This window comes from Diaminobutyricibacter sp. McL0608 (assembly GCF_039613825.1).
Classification (GTDB): Bacteria; Actinomycetota; Actinomycetes; order Actinomycetales; family Microbacteriaceae; genus Diaminobutyricibacter.
In genome coordinates this window covers 2,867,368-2,882,984 of the sequence record NZ_CP154826.1, presented here as the reverse complement: position 1 = coordinate 2,882,984, position 15,617 = coordinate 2,867,368, and the positions used below count along the sequence as shown (strand labels likewise).

General features: G+C 69.1%; 18 protein-coding genes. 11 read left to right on the top strand and 7 right to left on the bottom strand.

The genetic code is table 11. The annotated features are described in order from the left end of the window. Positions 1 to 123: 123 nt before the first annotated feature. The 3 genes from paaI (at position 124) to AAYO93_RS13725 (ending at position 2,524) form a co-directional block, all read left to right on the top strand. The gene (gene paaI, locus AAYO93_RS13735; protein WP_345761741.1) at positions 124 to 534 is read left to right on the top strand and encodes a hydroxyphenylacetyl-CoA thioesterase PaaI; all 411 of its coding nucleotides are present in this window, start codon (positions 124 to 126) and stop codon (positions 532 to 534) included. Continuing rightward, positions 531 to 1,841 carry a phenylacetate--CoA ligase PaaK gene (paaK, locus tag AAYO93_RS13730; RefSeq protein ID WP_345761740.1) on the top strand — a complete coding sequence of 437 codons (1,311 nt, stop codon included), beginning with the start codon at positions 531 to 533 and terminating at the stop codon, positions 1,839 to 1,841. Before paaI ends, paaK begins: the two co-directional genes overlap by 4 nt. An 89-nt stretch (positions 1,842 to 1,930) precedes the next feature. Then, positions 1,931 to 2,524 (top strand): TetR/AcrR family transcriptional regulator, encoded by a 594-nt coding sequence (locus AAYO93_RS13725; protein ID WP_345761739.1) that lies wholly within the window; start codon positions 1,931 to 1,933, stop codon positions 2,522 to 2,524. Between the two features lie 38 nt (positions 2,525 to 2,562). Here the strand turns inward: AAYO93_RS13725 and paaZ are convergent, their stop codons facing one another. Beyond that, entirely contained in the window at positions 2,563 to 4,638 is a 2,076-nt protein-coding gene (gene paaZ, locus AAYO93_RS13720; protein WP_345761738.1) for a phenylacetic acid degradation bifunctional protein PaaZ, read from the bottom strand. A gap of 83 nt (positions 4,639 to 4,721) precedes the next feature. On the opposite strand from paaZ, the gene AAYO93_RS13715 reads away from it, so the two are divergent. Continuing rightward, positions 4,722 to 5,123 carry a PaaI family thioesterase gene (locus AAYO93_RS13715; RefSeq protein ID WP_163287423.1) on the top strand — a complete coding sequence of 134 codons (402 nt, stop codon included), beginning with the start codon at positions 4,722 to 4,724 and terminating at the stop codon, positions 5,121 to 5,123. A gap of 11 nt (positions 5,124 to 5,134) precedes the next feature. On the opposite strand, the gene AAYO93_RS13710 is transcribed toward AAYO93_RS13715, so the two are convergent. The 4 genes from AAYO93_RS13710 to AAYO93_RS13695 form a co-directional block, all read right to left on the bottom strand. Further along, positions 5,135 to 5,992 (bottom strand): 3-hydroxyacyl-CoA dehydrogenase family protein, encoded by an 858-nt coding sequence (locus AAYO93_RS13710; RefSeq protein ID WP_345761737.1) that lies wholly within the window; start codon positions 5,990 to 5,992, stop codon positions 5,135 to 5,137. Next, complete coding sequence (locus AAYO93_RS13705) at positions 5,989 to 6,723, bottom strand: enoyl-CoA hydratase/isomerase family protein (RefSeq protein ID WP_345761736.1); 735 nt, start codon at positions 6,721 to 6,723, stop codon at positions 5,989 to 5,991. Before AAYO93_RS13705 ends, AAYO93_RS13710 begins: the two co-directional genes overlap by 4 nt. Further along, a complete protein-coding gene (locus AAYO93_RS13700; RefSeq protein WP_345761735.1) occupies positions 6,720 to 7,907 on the bottom strand; it encodes a thiolase family protein in 1,188 nt (395 codons plus the stop codon). The genes AAYO93_RS13705 and AAYO93_RS13700 overlap by 4 nt, the downstream gene beginning before the upstream one ends. Before the next feature lie 148 nt (positions 7,908 to 8,055). Then, positions 8,056 to 8,529, bottom strand: coding sequence for an Lrp/AsnC family transcriptional regulator (locus tag AAYO93_RS13695; protein WP_345761734.1), 474 nt, complete (start codon positions 8,527 to 8,529; stop codon positions 8,056 to 8,058). A gap of 124 nt (positions 8,530 to 8,653) precedes the next feature. Between AAYO93_RS13695 and pdhA the strand changes: the two genes are divergently transcribed. From pdhA to AAYO93_RS13675, 4 genes are read left to right on the top strand one after another with little or no spacing between them, the layout of a single operon-like run. Then, positions 8,654 to 9,787, top strand: a complete 1,134-nt coding sequence (gene pdhA, locus AAYO93_RS13690) for a pyruvate dehydrogenase (acetyl-transferring) E1 component subunit alpha (RefSeq protein WP_345761733.1) — start codon at positions 8,654 to 8,656, stop codon at positions 9,785 to 9,787. Next, complete coding sequence (locus tag AAYO93_RS13685) at positions 9,784 to 10,821, top strand: alpha-ketoacid dehydrogenase subunit beta (RefSeq protein ID WP_345761732.1); 1,038 nt, start codon at positions 9,784 to 9,786, stop codon at positions 10,819 to 10,821. The genes pdhA and AAYO93_RS13685 overlap by 4 nt, the downstream gene beginning before the upstream one ends. Further along, positions 10,818 to 12,164 (top strand): dihydrolipoamide acetyltransferase family protein, encoded by a 1,347-nt coding sequence (locus AAYO93_RS13680; RefSeq protein ID WP_345761731.1) that lies wholly within the window; start codon positions 10,818 to 10,820, stop codon positions 12,162 to 12,164. Before AAYO93_RS13685 ends, AAYO93_RS13680 begins: the two co-directional genes overlap by 4 nt. Before the next feature lie 57 nt (positions 12,165 to 12,221). Next, positions 12,222 to 13,190, top strand: coding sequence for a DMT family transporter (locus AAYO93_RS13675; RefSeq protein ID WP_345761730.1), 969 nt, complete (start codon positions 12,222 to 12,224; stop codon positions 13,188 to 13,190). Here AAYO93_RS13675 and AAYO93_RS13670 read toward each other — a convergent pair. Both AAYO93_RS13670 and msrB read right to left on the bottom strand, forming a co-directional pair. Continuing rightward, positions 13,169 to 13,720, bottom strand: a complete 552-nt coding sequence (locus AAYO93_RS13670) for a nitroreductase family protein (RefSeq protein WP_345761729.1) — start codon at positions 13,718 to 13,720, stop codon at positions 13,169 to 13,171. The genes AAYO93_RS13675 and AAYO93_RS13670 overlap by 22 nt on opposite strands. A gap of 5 nt (positions 13,721 to 13,725) precedes the next feature. Next, on the bottom strand, positions 13,726 to 14,127 hold the full coding sequence (msrB, locus tag AAYO93_RS13665; protein ID WP_345761728.1) for a peptide-methionine (R)-S-oxide reductase MsrB: 402 nt from the start codon (positions 14,125 to 14,127) through the stop codon (positions 13,726 to 13,728). 154 nt (positions 14,128 to 14,281) lie between these two features. Between msrB and AAYO93_RS13660 the strand changes: the two genes are divergently transcribed. The 3 genes from AAYO93_RS13660 to AAYO93_RS13650 all read left to right on the top strand — a co-directional run bounded on the left by AAYO93_RS13660 (position 14,282) and on the right by AAYO93_RS13650 (position 15,539). Then, positions 14,282 to 14,578, top strand: coding sequence for a DUF3263 domain-containing protein (locus tag AAYO93_RS13660; RefSeq protein WP_345761727.1), 297 nt, complete (start codon positions 14,282 to 14,284; stop codon positions 14,576 to 14,578). Between the two features lie 17 nt (positions 14,579 to 14,595). After that, positions 14,596 to 15,150, top strand: a complete 555-nt coding sequence (locus tag AAYO93_RS13655) for a LytR C-terminal domain-containing protein (RefSeq protein WP_345761726.1) — start codon at positions 14,596 to 14,598, stop codon at positions 15,148 to 15,150. A gap of 185 nt (positions 15,151 to 15,335) precedes the next feature. Then, a complete protein-coding gene (locus AAYO93_RS13650) occupies positions 15,336 to 15,539 on the top strand; it encodes a cold-shock protein (protein WP_163287411.1) in 204 nt (67 codons plus the stop codon). Positions 15,540 to 15,617 lie beyond the last annotated feature (78 nt).

Sequence of the window (15,617 nt, the reverse complement as noted above, 5' to 3'; positions counted from 1 at the left end):
GGATCGCGCTCAACGGATCGCCTCGTGGGCGGATCGCATTACTTACTGATCGTTCGGTTAGTATATAGTCTAGGTCATCGACCGGCAATCAGCCGACAAGCCGTAACTCGACGAGGAGGACGGATGTCCCAACCGACCGTGAGCGCCGCTGAGGCCATGATCGAGAGGGACCGCGCATCCGCGGCTCTCGGCATGCAGGTCGTCCGAAGTTCAGCCCGCGACGCCGTCGTGACCATGCGCATCCGCGAAGACATGCTCAACGGTTTCGACGTGACCCACGGCGGCATCGTCTTCGCGCTCGCCGACACCGCGTTCGCCATCGCCTGCAACGAAGATGAGCAGATCACTCTCGCCGCGGGCGCGGACATCACCTTCCTCAAGCCGACCACGGCAGGACAGACGCTCACGGCCACCGCGTCCGTCCGCGCGAGGAGCGGACGTACTGGACTCTACGACGTGAGCGTCACCGACGAAACCGGAGAGACCGTCGCCGAGTTCCGCGGCCGCAGCCACACCACGAGCAGGCAGCGATGAGCGGCGAGCGGCTCCACGCGCCCTCGCCCGACGAGCTCGACCCCGAGGAACGCCTGTCGCGGGACGAGCTCCAGGCGCTCCAGCTGCAGCGGCTGCAGTGGACAGTGCGCCACGCCTACGCGAACGTCCCCCTCTACACGTGCAAGTTGGACGAAGCGGGCGTGCATCCCGATGACATCCGCACACTCGACGACGTAACGCTGCTGCCCTTCACCACCAAGGAAGACCTGCGGCTGACCTACCCGTTCGGCATGTTCGCCGTGCCGATGGACCAGGTCGCTCGCATCCACGCTTCGTCGGGCACCACCGGGAGGCCGACGGTCGTCGGCTACACCACGACGGATCTCCGCAACTGGGCCGACCTCGTCGCGCGGAGCCTGCGGGCCTCCGGGGTGCGGCCGGGGATGCGGGTGCACAACGCCTACGGGTACGGCCTGTTCACCGGCGGCCTCGGAGCCCACGCCGGGATCGAAGCGCTCGGCGCGACCGTGATCCCCATGTCGGGCGGCCAGACCAGCAAGCAGGTGCAGCTCATCCACGACTTCGAGCCCGACGCCATCATGTGCACTCCCAGCTACCTGCTGACGATCGCGGATGCGATGGCCGAGGCAGGCCTGGACCCGCGCGCGTCGAGCCTGAAGGTGGGCATCCTGGGTGCTGAACCCTGGACGAACGCGATGCGCGCCGAACTCGAGGAGCGGCTCGACATCGATGCCGTCGACATCTACGGCCTGAGCGAAGTGATGGGACCGGGCGTCGGCAACGAGTGCATCGAGACGAAGGACGGCCCCCACCTCTGGGAGGACCACTTCCTTCCCGAGGTGATCGATCCCGAGACGACGCGTGTGCGCGCTGACGGCGAGCTCGGCGAACTCGTGTTCACGACGCTGACTAAAGAAGCGTTCCCGGTCATCCGCTACCGCACCCGCGACCTGACCCGGCTGCTGCCCGGAAGCGCGCGTCCCGGCATGCGGCGGATGGAGAAGATCACCGGTCGCGACGACGACATGATCATCCTCCGCGGGGTCAACCTGTTCCCGACGCAGATCGAGGAGATTGTGCTCGGCATCGACGACCTGTCGCCGCACTTCGTTCTGGAACTCACCCGGCCGAGCCGGATGGATGAGCTCACGGTGCGCATCGAGCCTGCCGAGGGTGCGGATCCGTCCGCTGGCGAACGCGCATGCACGCTGCTCATCGAACGGGTCAAGGACCGCATCGGCTCGACTGTCGCGGTCGCACTGGTCGAACCGGGGACGCTCGAACGCAGCGCGGGCAAACTGAAGCGCGTCTACGACCTCCGTTAGCCGACGCGGGCGCCGGCCCGTCGGACGACTTTTGCCGCATCCGGCACGCCATTCAGGCAAAAACTGACCGATCGCGGGAGGGTTGGGGCATGACAGAGACGGGTGTGCGGCGCGGGCGTCCGGGCTACGACCAGCAGGGGATCCTGGAGGTCGCAGTCGGAGCGTTCAACGAGTTCGGCTACGACGCCACGTCGATGGGTGTTCTCGCCGCGCGCCTCGGGCTGTCGAAGTCGGCGATCTACCACCACGTCGCGTCGAAGGACGAGCTGCTCGAACTGGCCCTCGGGCAGGCGCTCGACGGCCTCGAAGGGGTGCTGCGCGACGAGGCGGCGCTCGCGGGCCACGCGTCGGACCGGCTGGCCCATGTGCTGCGCGGCGCTGTTCGTGTGCTCACCGACAAGCTGCCGTACGTGACGTTGCTGTTGCGTGTGCGCGGCAACACGGAGGTCGAGCGCCGGGCGCTCGCCCGACGGCGTGCCTTCGACCGCGCCGTCGCAGCGCTCGTCGTCGAGGCGCGCGACGAGGGGTCGCTGCGCAGCGACGTCGACCCAGGCGTCGCCACACGCCTGCTCTTCGGCATGATCAACTCGATCGTGGAGTGGTACCGGCCGGGAGGCGCCGAGGGAGCCGACCAGCTGGCGGAGGATGTGCTCACCGTCGCATTCGACGGTCTCCGCGTCTGAGATGTGCTCCGACGCACTGGCCACTCGGGTGGCCCGGCTCAGGCGGCGAGCTCCTTCGCCACGAGCGTGAGTACGTCGTACGTCGCCACCGTCTCGTCGTTCTGGTTACGGATGACCGCATCCCACCGCACTTCTCCGTACTCGTCGGTCTCGCGCGGCGAGATCTGCTTCGCGGTCAGGTCGATGCGGATGCTGTCCCCGGGCGACACCGGAGTGACGAAGCGCAGGTTCTCGAGCCCGTAGTTCGCGAGCACCGGCCCGGGCGCCGGGTCGACGAAGAGTCCGGCTGCCCACGAGACCAGGAGGTAGCCGTGCGCCACACGCCCGGGGAAGAACGGATTCGCGGCAGCGGCCTCTTCGTCCATGTGGGCGTAGAACGTGTCGCCGGTGGTCTGGGCGAACTGCTCGATGTCGTCGAGGGTCACCGTGCGGCTGGCGGAGTGCACGCTGTCCCCGATGCGCAGTTCGGCGAGCGACTTGCGGAACGGATGCGCTCCTTCGGTCGCGACGGCCGCACCCGTGTGCCAGACCCCGGTGATCGCGGTCAGCATGTCGGGCGACCCCTGCACCGCCGTGCGCTGCATGTGATGGAGAACGGCCCGGATGCCGCCCAGTTCCTCACCGCCGCCGGCACGCCCGGGGCCGCCGTGCACGAGGTGCGGGACAGGCGAGCCGTGTCCCGTCGACGTGCGCGCGTCGTCGCGGTCGAGGATCAGCACGCGCCCGTTGAGTGCGGCGATGCCCCCGACGAGTTCCACCGCCACCTGGGGATCGTGTGTCGCGATGCTGGTCACGAGCGAACCGTCGCCGCGTGCCACCGTCGTGATCGCCTCCGCCGTGGAGCCGTAGCCGAGGATGCTCGCCACCGGACCGAACGCTTCGACTGTGTGCGCGGCGCTCGCCGTGTTGTCCGGGAAGCGCAGGAGGATCGGCGCGACGTAGGCGCCCGCGGGGTCTTCGCCGACCGACCCGTCGGCCCGCCGCACGCTGGGCGCATCCGTCGAGCCGATCACGATCTCGCCGCCGCCTTCCCGCAGGCGCGCCACCTGACGCAGCACTTCGTCGCGCTGTTCGAGGGAGGCGAGCGGCCCCATCGTGACGCCTTCGGCACGCGGGTCGCCGATGACCACGCGTTCGTCGATCCGCGCCTGCACGGCCGCGACTACATCGTCGACGGAAGCGTTCGGGACGATCGCGCGGCGGATCGCGGTGCACTTCTGGCCGGACTTGGCCGTGAGCTCGGCGACCAGCTGCTTCACGTACGCATCGAATTCGGGGGTGCCGGCCACCGCATCCTGACCGAGCACCGACGCGTTGATCGAGTCGGTCTCGCTCGTGAAGCGCACTCCGCCGGTCTGCACGGAGTCGTTGGCGCGCAGCCGCTCGGCGGTCGACGCCGACCCGGTGAAGCCGACCAGGTCGCCGAGCTTCAGAGCGTCGAACAGCCCGGGCACGGCGCCCGACACCAGCTGCAGCGATCCGTCGGGCAGCAGCCCGGATTCGACGAGGATGCGCACGAAGGCCTCCGCGAGGTAGCCGGTCGGAGTCGCGGGCTTGATCAGGCTGGGCACGCCGGCCAGGAACGCGGGCGCGAATTTCTCGAGCGCGCCCCAGACGGGAAAGTTGAAGGCGTTGATCTGCACCGCCACCCCGGACAGGCGCGTGTAGATGTGCTGGCCGAGGAAGGAGCCGTCCTTCGAGAGCTGCTCGGCGGGACCGTCGACGTAGACGGTGCCGTTCGGCAGTTCGCGGCGGCCCTTCGAGGAGTAGGTGAACAGCACGCCGACGCCGCCGTCGATGTCGATCCACGAGTCCGATTTCGTGGCTCCCGTCCGGCTCGAGAGCGCGTACAGCTCGTCCTTGCGTTCGCTGAGCACCTGCGCCATCTGCTTGAGCAGCATGGCGCGCTGGTGGAAGGTCAGGCGGCCGAGCGACGCCTGGCCGACGGTCCGTGCGTAGTCGAGTGCAGCGGCCAGATCGAGACCGGCGGTGCTGACCGCGGTGATGACCTCGCCGGTCGATGCGTCGCGCACCAGTGCGGCGTCGGCTTCGGCCGCAGGATCGGCCGGGGACCACCAGGCGCTGTTCACGTAGCTGGGAAGAATACTCGTCATGGCTGTGCTCTCTTCGAAATCGAACGGGTCGGCGGATGGGTACACTGAGCGCCGGAGAAGCGCTGGATGAAAGGATGCGGACCATGGCACACCGGGACTGGACCATCGAACTGGGTGAACTCGACGTCAAGCTCGGGATCGTGATCCTCGAGCAGTCGCCCGAGCGCATGGTGGCGACGATGCCGGTGGAGGGCAACCGCCAGGGTTACGGCCTGCTGCACGGGGGTGCGTCCGCCGCGTTCGCCGAGATGCTCGGCTCGTGGGCTGCCGTCCTCCACGCCGGCGAAGGCCGCACCGCGGTCGGCGTCGACCTCAACGTGACGCATCACCGGGGCGTGCGCTCGGGCACGGTCACCGGTGTGGCCACCGCGATCCGGCTGGGTCGCAAGATCGCGTCGCACGAGGTCGTCGTCACGGATGAGGAGGGCAAGCGGGTCTGCACGGCGCGCATCACGAACCTCATCCTCGACGAGGCCGCCGACTGACACCGGCACCATCAGGCGTCGTTCCAGTCGTAGAACCCTTGGCCGGTCTTGCGGCCGAGCTTCCCTTCGGCGACGAGGTGGCGCAGCAGCTCTGGCGGCTCGAAACGCGGGCCAAGCCGTTCGGCGAGGTATTCGGCGATGCCGAGGCGCACATCCAGGCCCACCAGGTCGGTGAGCCGGAGCGGCCCCATCGGGTGCTTGTAGCCGAGCACCATGGCCGCGTCGATGTCTTCGGCGGAGGCGACGCCCTCTTCGAGCATCCGGATCGCTTCGAGACCCAGGGTCACACCGAGGCGTGATGAGGCGAAGCCCGGTGCGTCGGCGACGGTGACCGGCGTCTTGCCGAGAGCGCGCACCCAGTCCTGCGCCTGGGCGACGAGGCCGGCGTCTGTCGCGGTCCCGGTCACCACCTCGACGAGAGAGGATGCGGGGACCGGGTTGAAGAAGTGCAGCCCGAGGAACCGCTCCGGGCGCTCCAGGACGACCGCGAGGTCGTCGATCGAGAGCGAGGAGGTGTTGCTCGCGAGGACGGCGCCCGACGGTAGCCGGGCTTCGACGGCCGCCAGCGCTTCGTGCTTCATCGCCAGGTCTTCCGGCACGGCCTCGACGGCGAGTGCGACATGCCCGAAGACGTCGAGATCCACGCCCACGTGAAGTCGGGGGGCGAGCGTTTCGAGGGGGAACGTGGTCGTGCCGCGCTCGATGCTGGCCTCGACGGCGCGCAGGATGCGGGCGCGGGCAGCGTCAGCGGACATCCGATCGCGTTCGACGACGGCGGCTTCGGCGCCCGCGAGGAGGAAGGCGTGTGCGATCCCGGCGCCCATGCGGCCGCCGCCGAGCACGCCGACACGGTCGGGAACGGCATTCATCGGCGTCGCCTTTCGAGGAACTCGGTCATCCGGCGGATCTTCTCGGGCGATTCGAAGAGCACGGCCTGCGCGTCCTGGTCGGCTCGCGGATGCTCGTCGTCGCCCGCGTGGAACACGGCCTTCGTGTACTGGGTCGCGAGCGCGTCGTTCACGCCGATCCGATCGGCGAGGGCGTTGGCGGCGGCCTCGAGCTCCTCCGTCGGATGGACCTCGGTCACCAGCCGTGCTGCCAGCGCGTCATCGGCGCCCAGGATCCGCCCTGCGAGCAGGATCTCTTTCGCGAGAGGCTCGCCGACCAGTTCGCGGAGTCGCCACAATGCGCCGGCCGCCGCGATGATGCCGAGCCCGGTCTCGGGGTTCCCGATCTTCAGCATCGGCGTTCCGATCCGGAAGTCCGCCGCGTACGCGAGTTCGGCGCCCCCGCCGAGGGCGTAGCCGTCGATCGCCGCGATCACGGGCATCGGGAGGGCCGCGATGCGCAGGAAGAGGCCGGCGTTGATGCCGCGGTGCGCATCCGCCGCCCGCCGTTCGCGCAGCTCGGCGATGTCCGCGCCCGAGGCGAATACGCCGTTGCTGCCCAGGACTATCAGGATGCGCGGGCTCGCCTCGAGTTCCGCGCAGACCGCGTGGAGCTCGTCGACCATCTCCTGGTTGATGGCGTTCCGGGTCTCGGGCCGGTCGAGCCGCACGATCGTGCGGTCGGACAACCGTTCGACGGCGAGTGTCGTCATCGGACGCGCTCCACGATGAGTGCCGCGCCCTGGCCGACTCCGATGCACATCGTCGCGAGCCCGTACCGGGTGTCTTCGCGTTCCATGCGTCCGAGCAGCGTGACGACGAGCCGCGACCCGCTGGAGCCGAGGGCGTGCCCGAGTGCGATGGCGCCGCCGTCCGCGTTGACGCGCGTCTCGTCGAGGCCGAGGCGCCGGATGCACGCGATGGACTGGCTGGCGAAGGCCTCGTTGAGTTCGATCGAGCCGAGGTCGCTCAGCGAGAGGCCGCTGCGGGCCAGCGCGCGCTCGGTGGCGGGGACCGGCCCGAGCCCCATGATCTCCGGCGCGAGGCCGACACTGGTCCCGACGATCACGCGTGCGCGGGGGACCAGGCCGTAGCGTTTGACGGCGTCGCCGCTGGCCACCACGATCGCCGATGCGCCGTCGTTGAGCGGGCTCGAATTGCCCGCCGTGACGACGGACCCTCCGGCGACGACGGGCCGCAGCGCAGCGAGCGCGTCCAGGCTCGTGTCGCGACGGATGCTCTCATCGACGGTCACGGGGCCTTTCGGCGTCGCGACGGCGACGATCTCGTCGTCGAACCGTCCTGCGTCGACCGCTGCGGCCGCACGCTGGTGGCTGCGCAGCGCGAACGCGTCGGAATCCTCGCGCGAGATGCTGTCGACGCGCGCGACCTCTTCGGCCGTCTCGGGCATCGAGTATGTGGCCTTGTCGCGGGCGAGGAGCCGCGCGTTGGTGAACCGCCAGCCGATCGAGGTGTCGAACTGCGGGCCCGGCTTCGCGAAGGCCCGCTCCGGCTTCGCCTGCACCCAGGGAGCACGGGTCATCGACTCGACTCCTCCGGCGATGATCAGGTCGGCGTCGCCTGCGCGCACGGCCTGCGCGGCGAGTGTGATGGCGGACAGTCCGGATGCGCACAGCCGGTTGACCGTGATGCCGGGTACAGCATCCGGCAACCCGGCGAGGAGCACGGACATCCGCGCGACGTTGCGGTTGTCTTCGCCGGCCTGGATGGCTGCTCCGAGGACGACGTCGTCGACTGTGGACGGGTCTGCCCCGGCGCGCTCGAGTGCTTCGCGGACGACGAGGGCGGCGAGGTCGTCCGGGCGCACCCCGGAGAGGGCGCCGCCGTAGCGTCCGACTGCTGTGCGCACGCCTCCGACGAGGTAGGCCTCTGCCATGCTCTCTCCCGACCGCGTTGTCTTCGGGTCCTTTGCGCGGACCAGGCGCCGGATCGATAATTAGTGACCGATCGTTCGGGAAGTAATTCTTGCAGATCGCTATGCGCCCGGCAACCTGCGGCCCGTCGACCTGTGCGCGGCCGGTCGCTCAGCGGGTGTCGTGGTCCTCGAAGATCAGGGCGGTCTTCGTGTCCCGCACCGACGGGATGGCCGTCAGCTCTTCGAGCACGATGCGCCGCAGGTCTTCGTTGTCGCGTGCGCGCACCAGGAGGATCACGTCGAAGTCTCCGCCGACGAGAGCGATGTGCTCCACCTCAGGGATGTTGCCGAGCTGATCGCGCAGCTCCTGCCACGACGACTGGTCGACCCGCATCGTCACGTAGGCCGACGATCCTCGGCCCGTGAGACGCGGATCGACTTTCGCCGTGAACCCCGTGATCACCCCGTCGTCGAGCAGGCGGGACAGGCGCGAATAGGCGTTCGCGCGCGAGATGTGGGCGGCTTCGGCGACGGCGGTGATGGATGCACGCCCGTCACGGCGCAGCTCCTGCACGATGCGCAGATCGACGTCGTCCGCCGGCTCGCGCATTCCGTCCAGCCGACCGCCGCCATCCGTTCCCATGGTGGACAGTATGACGCAGAATTAGTCCATCCGCCGCCCTTCGTCTCGAAAATGCGCGTGAACTGGCGCCGTGGATCCGAAAGGCTCACTCTGAGAGGAAGAGACGTCTTTCAAAGGAGAACGGATGCTCCCCGACACAGTGCTGCCCGAGAGCCTGCTTCCACGCCGCGATCCGGTGCAGTTGATCGACCCGTCCGGCACGGTCACGCCCGACGACACCTACGCGCTCCCGACGCGTGACCGGCTGATCGACGGCTACCGCCACCTCGTCATCGGGCGGCGGGTCAACGACCAGGCGAGCGCGCTCGTGCGGCAGGGCCGGCTTGCCGTCTACCCCTCCTCGCACGGCCAGGAGGCGTGCGAGGTCGCCGCGTCGCTGGTGCTGAGCGACCAGGACTGGCTCTTCCCGACCTACCGCGACACCGTCGCTGTGCTCAGCCGCGGCGTCGATCCCGTCGAGGCGTTCTCACTGCTGCGCGGCGACTGGCACTCGGGCTACGACCCGCACCGCCACAACGTCGCACCCCAGTCGACCCCGCTCGCCACCCAGCTGCTCCACGCCGTCGGGTTCGCGCACGCCGCGAAGCTGCGCGGCGAGGACACCGTCGTGCTCGCGATCTGCGGCGACGGGGCCACCAGCGAGGGCGACTTCCACGAGGCGCTGAACTTCGCCGCCGTCTTCCACCTGCCGGTCGTGTTCTTCGTGCAGAACAACGGCTACGCCATCTCGGTGCCCCTGAGCAAGCAGCTCGCGGCCCCGTCGATCGCTCACAAGGCGATCGGCTACGGGATGCCCGGCCAGCGCGTCGACGGCAACGATCTCGCAGCGCTCCTCTCGGTGCTGGGGGATGCGGTCTCCGCTGCTCGCTCCGGGGCCGGGCCGCGACTCATCGAAGCCGTCACCTACCGCATCGAATCCCACACCAACGCTGACGACGCCACGCGCTACCGCACGGACGACGAGGTCGCACCGTGGCGTGAGAAGGACCCGCTGGTGCGCATCCGCACCTATCTGCGAGGACTCGGCGAGCTCGGCGACGGAGACGAAGCCGAGATCCACAGCCAGGCGGAGCGGGTGGCCAGTAACCTGCGCGACGGGATGAACGCGGACACCGCGCCCGACCCATCCGATCTCTTCGACTTCGTCTACGCGACGCGGACCCCGCAGCTGCAGGAGCAGGCGGCCATGCTCGCGGCCGAGATCGAGGCCGACGCGGTCGTCGCCGGCGACGCCACCGGGACGGAAGGACTCCGATGACTCTCATGCATGACGCCGACCTGCGTCCGGAGACGACTCCGACACCGACGATGACGATGGCGCAGGCGCTGAACCGTGCGCTCGCAGATTCCCTCGAGGCCGACCCTTCGGTTCTCGTGTTCGGCGAGGACGTCGGGCCGCTCGGCGGCGTCTTCCGCATCACCGACGGGCTCACCGCCCGGTTCGGCGAGCAGCGCTGCTTCGACACCCCGCTCGCGGAGGCCGGCATCGTCGGCAGTGCTGTCGGCCTGGCCATGAACGGGATGCGCCCTGTCGTCGAGATGCAGTTCGACGCGTTCGCGTACCCGGCTTTCGAGCAGATCGTCGACCACGTGGCCAAGATGGGCAACCGCACGCGCGGTGCCGTGCGCCTTCCGATGGTCATCCGCATTCCGTTCGCGGGCGGCATCGGCGGGGTCGAGCACCACTCCGACTCGTCGGAGGCGTACTACGCGCACACTCCCGGACTGACCGTCGTTACGCCGGCAACCCCGCAGGATGCCTACGGACTGCTCCGCGCGGCGATCGCGCATCCGGACCCCGTCATCTTCCTCGAACCGAAGAAGCTCTACTGGACGAGCGGACCGGTCGACACGACCGCGCCCCTGCCCGAACTCGGGCGCGCCCAGGTGATCCGCGAGGGCTCCGACGCCACCATCATCGCGTACGGCCCGTCGGTGCCGGTCGCGCTCGCGGCGGCGGATGCGGCGGCCGAGGAGGGCCGCAGCCTCCAGGTCGTCGACGTGCGCAGCATCGTGCCGTTCGACGACGAGACCGTGATGGCCGCCGTGCGCTCGACGGGACGAGCGGTCGTGGTCGCCGAGGCGCCCGGATTCGCGAGTGTCGCATCCGAGATCGCCGCACGGGTCTCCGAACGCTGCTTCCACTACCTCGAGGCACCCGTGCTCCGGGTGACCGGCTTCGACACCCCCTTCGCGCCGCCGAAACTCGAAGAGTTCTACCTGCCCAGCGTCGATCGCCTGCTCGACGCGGTGGACCGGCTGCAGTGGGACGACGAGGCGGAGGGAGCATGAGCGTCCAGGTGTTCCGGCTTCCGGACCTCGGTGAAGGACTCACCGAGGCGGCCCTCGTGCGCTGGCTCGTGAGCGTCGGCGACGAGGTCGTCGTCGACCAGCCGGTCGCGGAGGTGGAGACGGCGAAATCGGTCGTCGAGGTGCCGTCGCCGTTCGGCGGCGTCATCAGTGCCCTGCACGGCGACGAAGGCGAGGACCTCCGCGTCGGCGCGCCGCTGATCGAGGTGGATGCCGGCGGCGGCAGCCCGTCGCCCGAATCCGGTCAGTCGGGCTCGCAGGTGGCATCCGAACCGGTCGCGCAGCGCTCGGGCAACGTGCTGGTCGGCTACGGGACGACCGAGACGCGGCACACCGGTCGCCGCCGTCGGGCGACCCTGGTGGGCGCGCCGACCCGTGTCGCCGCGCAGCCGGCTCCCGCTCCGGCCCCGGCCGCCGTCGCCGCGCCGACACGCACCAGCCACCACCCGGTGATCTCGCCGGTCGTCCGCCAGCTCGCGAAGACCCGCGGTCTCGACCTCGCATCCCTCGCCGGATCGGGCCCCGGTGGCCTCATCACGCGACGCGACGTCGAGAACGCGACCCCCAGCGCCGCCCCTGCGACGCTCGTCGGGGCGGATAGCGGCGCGGATGCACGCACCGCCCTCGGCATCCGCTCCACGACCCCGCTCGGCATCTTCCGCCGCACCGTCGCCGCGAACATGGCACGCAGCCGCAGCGAGATCCCCGAAGCGACCGTCTGGGTGGATGTGGACGCGACCGACCTGTGGGAGCTGCGCTCGCGGATGCGGCTCGGAGAACGGCATCCCTCGCTCCTCTCCTTCATCGCCCGCTTCACGCTCTCAGCGCTCGCTACCTATCCGGTGCTCGCCGGGCGTCTCACCGCCGACGCCACCGCGATCGAGGAGTTCGACGGAGTGAACCTCGGATTCGCCGTCGACACACCGCGCGGTCTCGTCGTTCCCGTGGTCCGCCACGCCGAGACGCTGACCCTCCGCGAACTGAACGGGGAATTCGACCGGCTCACGGGCGCCGCGCGCGAGGGACGGGCCGCGCCCGCCGAACTCGCCGGTTCGACCTTCACGATCAACAACTACGGCAGCCTCGGTGTCGACGGCAGCGCCGCCATCATCAACCATCCTGAGGTGGCGATCCTCGGTGTCGGACGCTTCATCGAACGTCCGTGGGTCGTCGGCGGAACGATCGTGCCGCGCCGGATCGTCCAGCTCTCCCTCGTCTTCGACCACCGCGTGTGCGATGGCGGGGTGGCTGCGGGGATGCTGCGGGCCGTCGCCGACTCGATCGAGCATCCGTTCGACCTGCTGGCGGATGCCCCTCCCGCCTGAGACGATCACGAAGCGTTCGGAAGGCGGTCGGCCCGCGCGCGGTCATAGGCTGGAGTGGTGCCCGACGAACCGAAGCCTCGCCGCACTCCGGTGCCCGTGTGGCTCGCGATCGTGTTCGCGCTGCTCTGCGGTGCGGGAGTCGCGGTGCAGTCGCGCATCAACGGCGAACTGGGCCAGCGACTCGGCGACGGCTTCGTCGCAGCGACGATCTCGTTCGGTTCTGGCCTTCTGATCCTCCTGGTCGCGCTCACCATCGCGCCCGCCGGGCGTCGCGGGCTCGGCCGTGTCCGGTCCGCCCTGCAGTCACGGACGCTGCCGTGGTGGTACGTGCTCGGCGGGAGCGCGGGTGCCTTCCTCGTGCTCTCGCAGGGACTGACCGCCGCCGTGCTCGGCGTCGCGCTCTTCACCGTCGCGATCGTCGCCGGGCAGACCGTCAGCGGCCTGGCGCTCGACCGCAGCGGGCTCGGCCCGGGCGGTCGCCGACCGCTCACCGCCGCGCGGGTCACCGGTGCGGCTCTCGCGCTCGTCGCCGTCACCTGGTCCGTTTCCGCAGAACTCACCACGAGCGTTCCCCTCTGGATGCTGATCCTGCCGCTGATCGCGGGTCTCGGCATGGGGTGGCAGCAAGCCGTGAACGGGCAGGTCCGTGTCGTCGCCTCCAGCGCACTGAGCGCGACCTTCATCAACTTCGTCGTCGGTACCACCGTGCTGGTCATCGCGACCGCCGTCCACTCCGTCTTCGCCGGCTGGCCGTCGTCACTGCCCACCGAGTGGTGGCTCTACCTCGGCGGGGCGATCGGCTGCGTGTTCATCGCCGGTTCATCGCTCCTCGTCAGGATCACCGGCGTGCTCATCCTCGGTCTCGCGACCGTCGCCGGCCAGCTGCTGACCGCGCTGGCGCTCGACCTCGCGCTGCCCAGCTCCAACCAGCCGATCGCCTGGACGACCGTCGCCGGAACCCTGCTCGCCCTCGTCGCAGTGGCGGTGGCGAGCATCCGCTGGCGTCAGCCGAGCACAGTGAGGTAGCGCTCCGGATCGATCGACGTGCGGTGACCTTCGCGCGAACCGTCAGGCACGCCGCCGACATAGAGCCAGCCGAGGAGGCGCTCGTTCTTCGCCAGGTCGTGCGCTCGGGACACGGCGTTCGACCGCGTGTGGGTGCCCGTCCGCCAGAAGACACCCCAGCCGGCGTCGTCGAGGAGCAGGCTCAGCGTGTGTGCGACCCCGGCGGCGACCGCGTCCTGCTCCCACCCGGGAACCTTCTCGCTCTTCTGGCGCACCGAGACGATCGCCAGCAGGAGAGGAGCGCGGAACGGCTTCTGCTCGAGCTTCTCAGCGTCCGGTCCGTGGGCACCCGCATCCTTCACGAACGCGCGGCCCAGCCGGCCCCGCGCATCCCCCCGCAACTCGATGATGCGCCAGGGGCGCAGCGAACTGTGGTCGGCGACGCGGCCGGCCGCCGCCACGAGCGGAAGCAGCTCGGCGTGCGTCGGGGCTGCGTCGGTGACGCGCGAGTACGACCGCCTGCTCGCGACGGCTTCGACCAGTGACCGCACTTACGCTACTCGGCCGGCGTGAAGTCGAGCGACAGCGAGTTCATGCAGTAGCGGTCGCCCGTAGGCGTGCCGAACCCGTCGTCGAAGACGTGGCCGAGGTGCGAACCGCAGCTGGCGCACCGGACCTCCGTGCGCACCATGCCCAGGGTGCGGTCCTCGATCAGTTCGACCGCTTCCGGACGCACGGACTCGTAGAAGCTCGGCCAGCCGCAGCCGGAATCGAACTTGGTGCCGCTCTTGAACAACTCGGCACCGCAGGCGGCGCAGGTGTAGAGCCCAGCGCGCTCCTCGTCGAGCAGCTCACCCGTCCACGGGCGCTCGGTGGCAGCCTCGCGCAGCACGGCGAATTGCTCGGGGCTCAGCTCAGAGCGCCAGTCGTCGTCGCTCTTCGTGACGTTGTACTCCATGGGCCAGGCGTCCTTCCTGCATCGATCAGGCCTGAGAAAGGCCCGTTTCAACCCTAAACGTCATCACACGACCTGCCCGCCCGCTTGGGCGAACACTCAGACACGCGCAAATAGTATGAAGCGCAAGTCAGGGGTCGGTCGAGAGAGGTGAGCGATGGCGGAAGCATCCAAAGATCGCACCCGCTCTTCCGGGACCACCGATGAGCTGACCGAACGCGACGAGGCGATCCTCGCCTTCGAACGGCAGTGGTGGCGCCACGCCGGGGCGAAGGAGCAGGCTATCCGCCAGGACTTCGGACTGTCGGCGGCGCGGTACTATCAGCTGCTCGGCGCTCTGATCGATTCGCCGGCCGCACTCGCCCACGACCCTATGCTCGTCAAGAGGCTGCAACGCCTCCGCGACGCACGAACGGCCGCGCGCAGCGCGCGAACGCTGACGCCCCACGACTGAGGACCCCCACCGAACCGATGGCAGAGAAATTCCCGAAGGACCGCTTCGACGCGATCCCCGACGACATCCAGCGTGTCGGCGCGCACCGAGCTCCTCACCAGAAAGGTCGCGGCTGGATCGGCTTCGCGTGGGCCGCGGTCGCCACCATTCTGCTGGTCGGCGTGGGTGTGTTCGGGCTCTACCTCATCAATGGCAGCATCGCTTTCAACGGCTCCCCGGCGGGTACCCCGTCGCCGTCGATCACCTCGACCCCGACACCGACCATCGTCCCGACGGTCGACCCGAAGCTGAATGTCACCGTGCTCAACGGCACGACGACCGCCGGCCTGGCGAACCAGGTCGGCGATGCACTCGCCGCCAAGGGATGGAAGGTCCAGTCGCGCGCCAACGCGAGCCAGTCCAACATCACGAGCACCGTGGTCTACTACTCGGACCCGAAGAACGAGGCAGCTGCACTCGGCGCCGCCCAGTCGTTGCCGGGTGCGACGGTCATGCTGACGCAGGATTTCGCCGAGACGGGCGCCGACCTCACCGTGGTCGTCGGCAGCGATTACAAGGCTCCGACGGGATAGCGCTTCTCATCTGGGATTCCGGTCGCCGATGTTTCCGGCGTGTTTAATTCATGCGCAATTCGGGTAATTTCACGACCTATTGGCGAAATCGCCATTCATTGCGGGCCCCGAAAGCATTAGTATCTGGTTTCAACGCGCTGGTGAATGTGCTACGCGTGGACGAAACACAGCAATGGGAGTAATACATGGCGAACGGAACCGTGAAGTGGTTCAACGCTGAAAAGGGCTACGGCTTCATCACCGTCGATGGTGGGGGACAGGACGTTTTCGTTCACTACTCCGCAATCGACATGAGCGGCTACAAGGTTCTCGAAGAGGGCCAGCAGGTCGTATTCGAGGTCGGTACCGGCAACAAGGGCCCCCAGGCCGAGTCGGTGCGTCTGGCGTAGCACAGCACGACTACTGATTCGAACGCCGTCCGGTTCTCCGGGCGGCGTTCGTTCGCGTCCAGCGTGTCTGTTCACTTG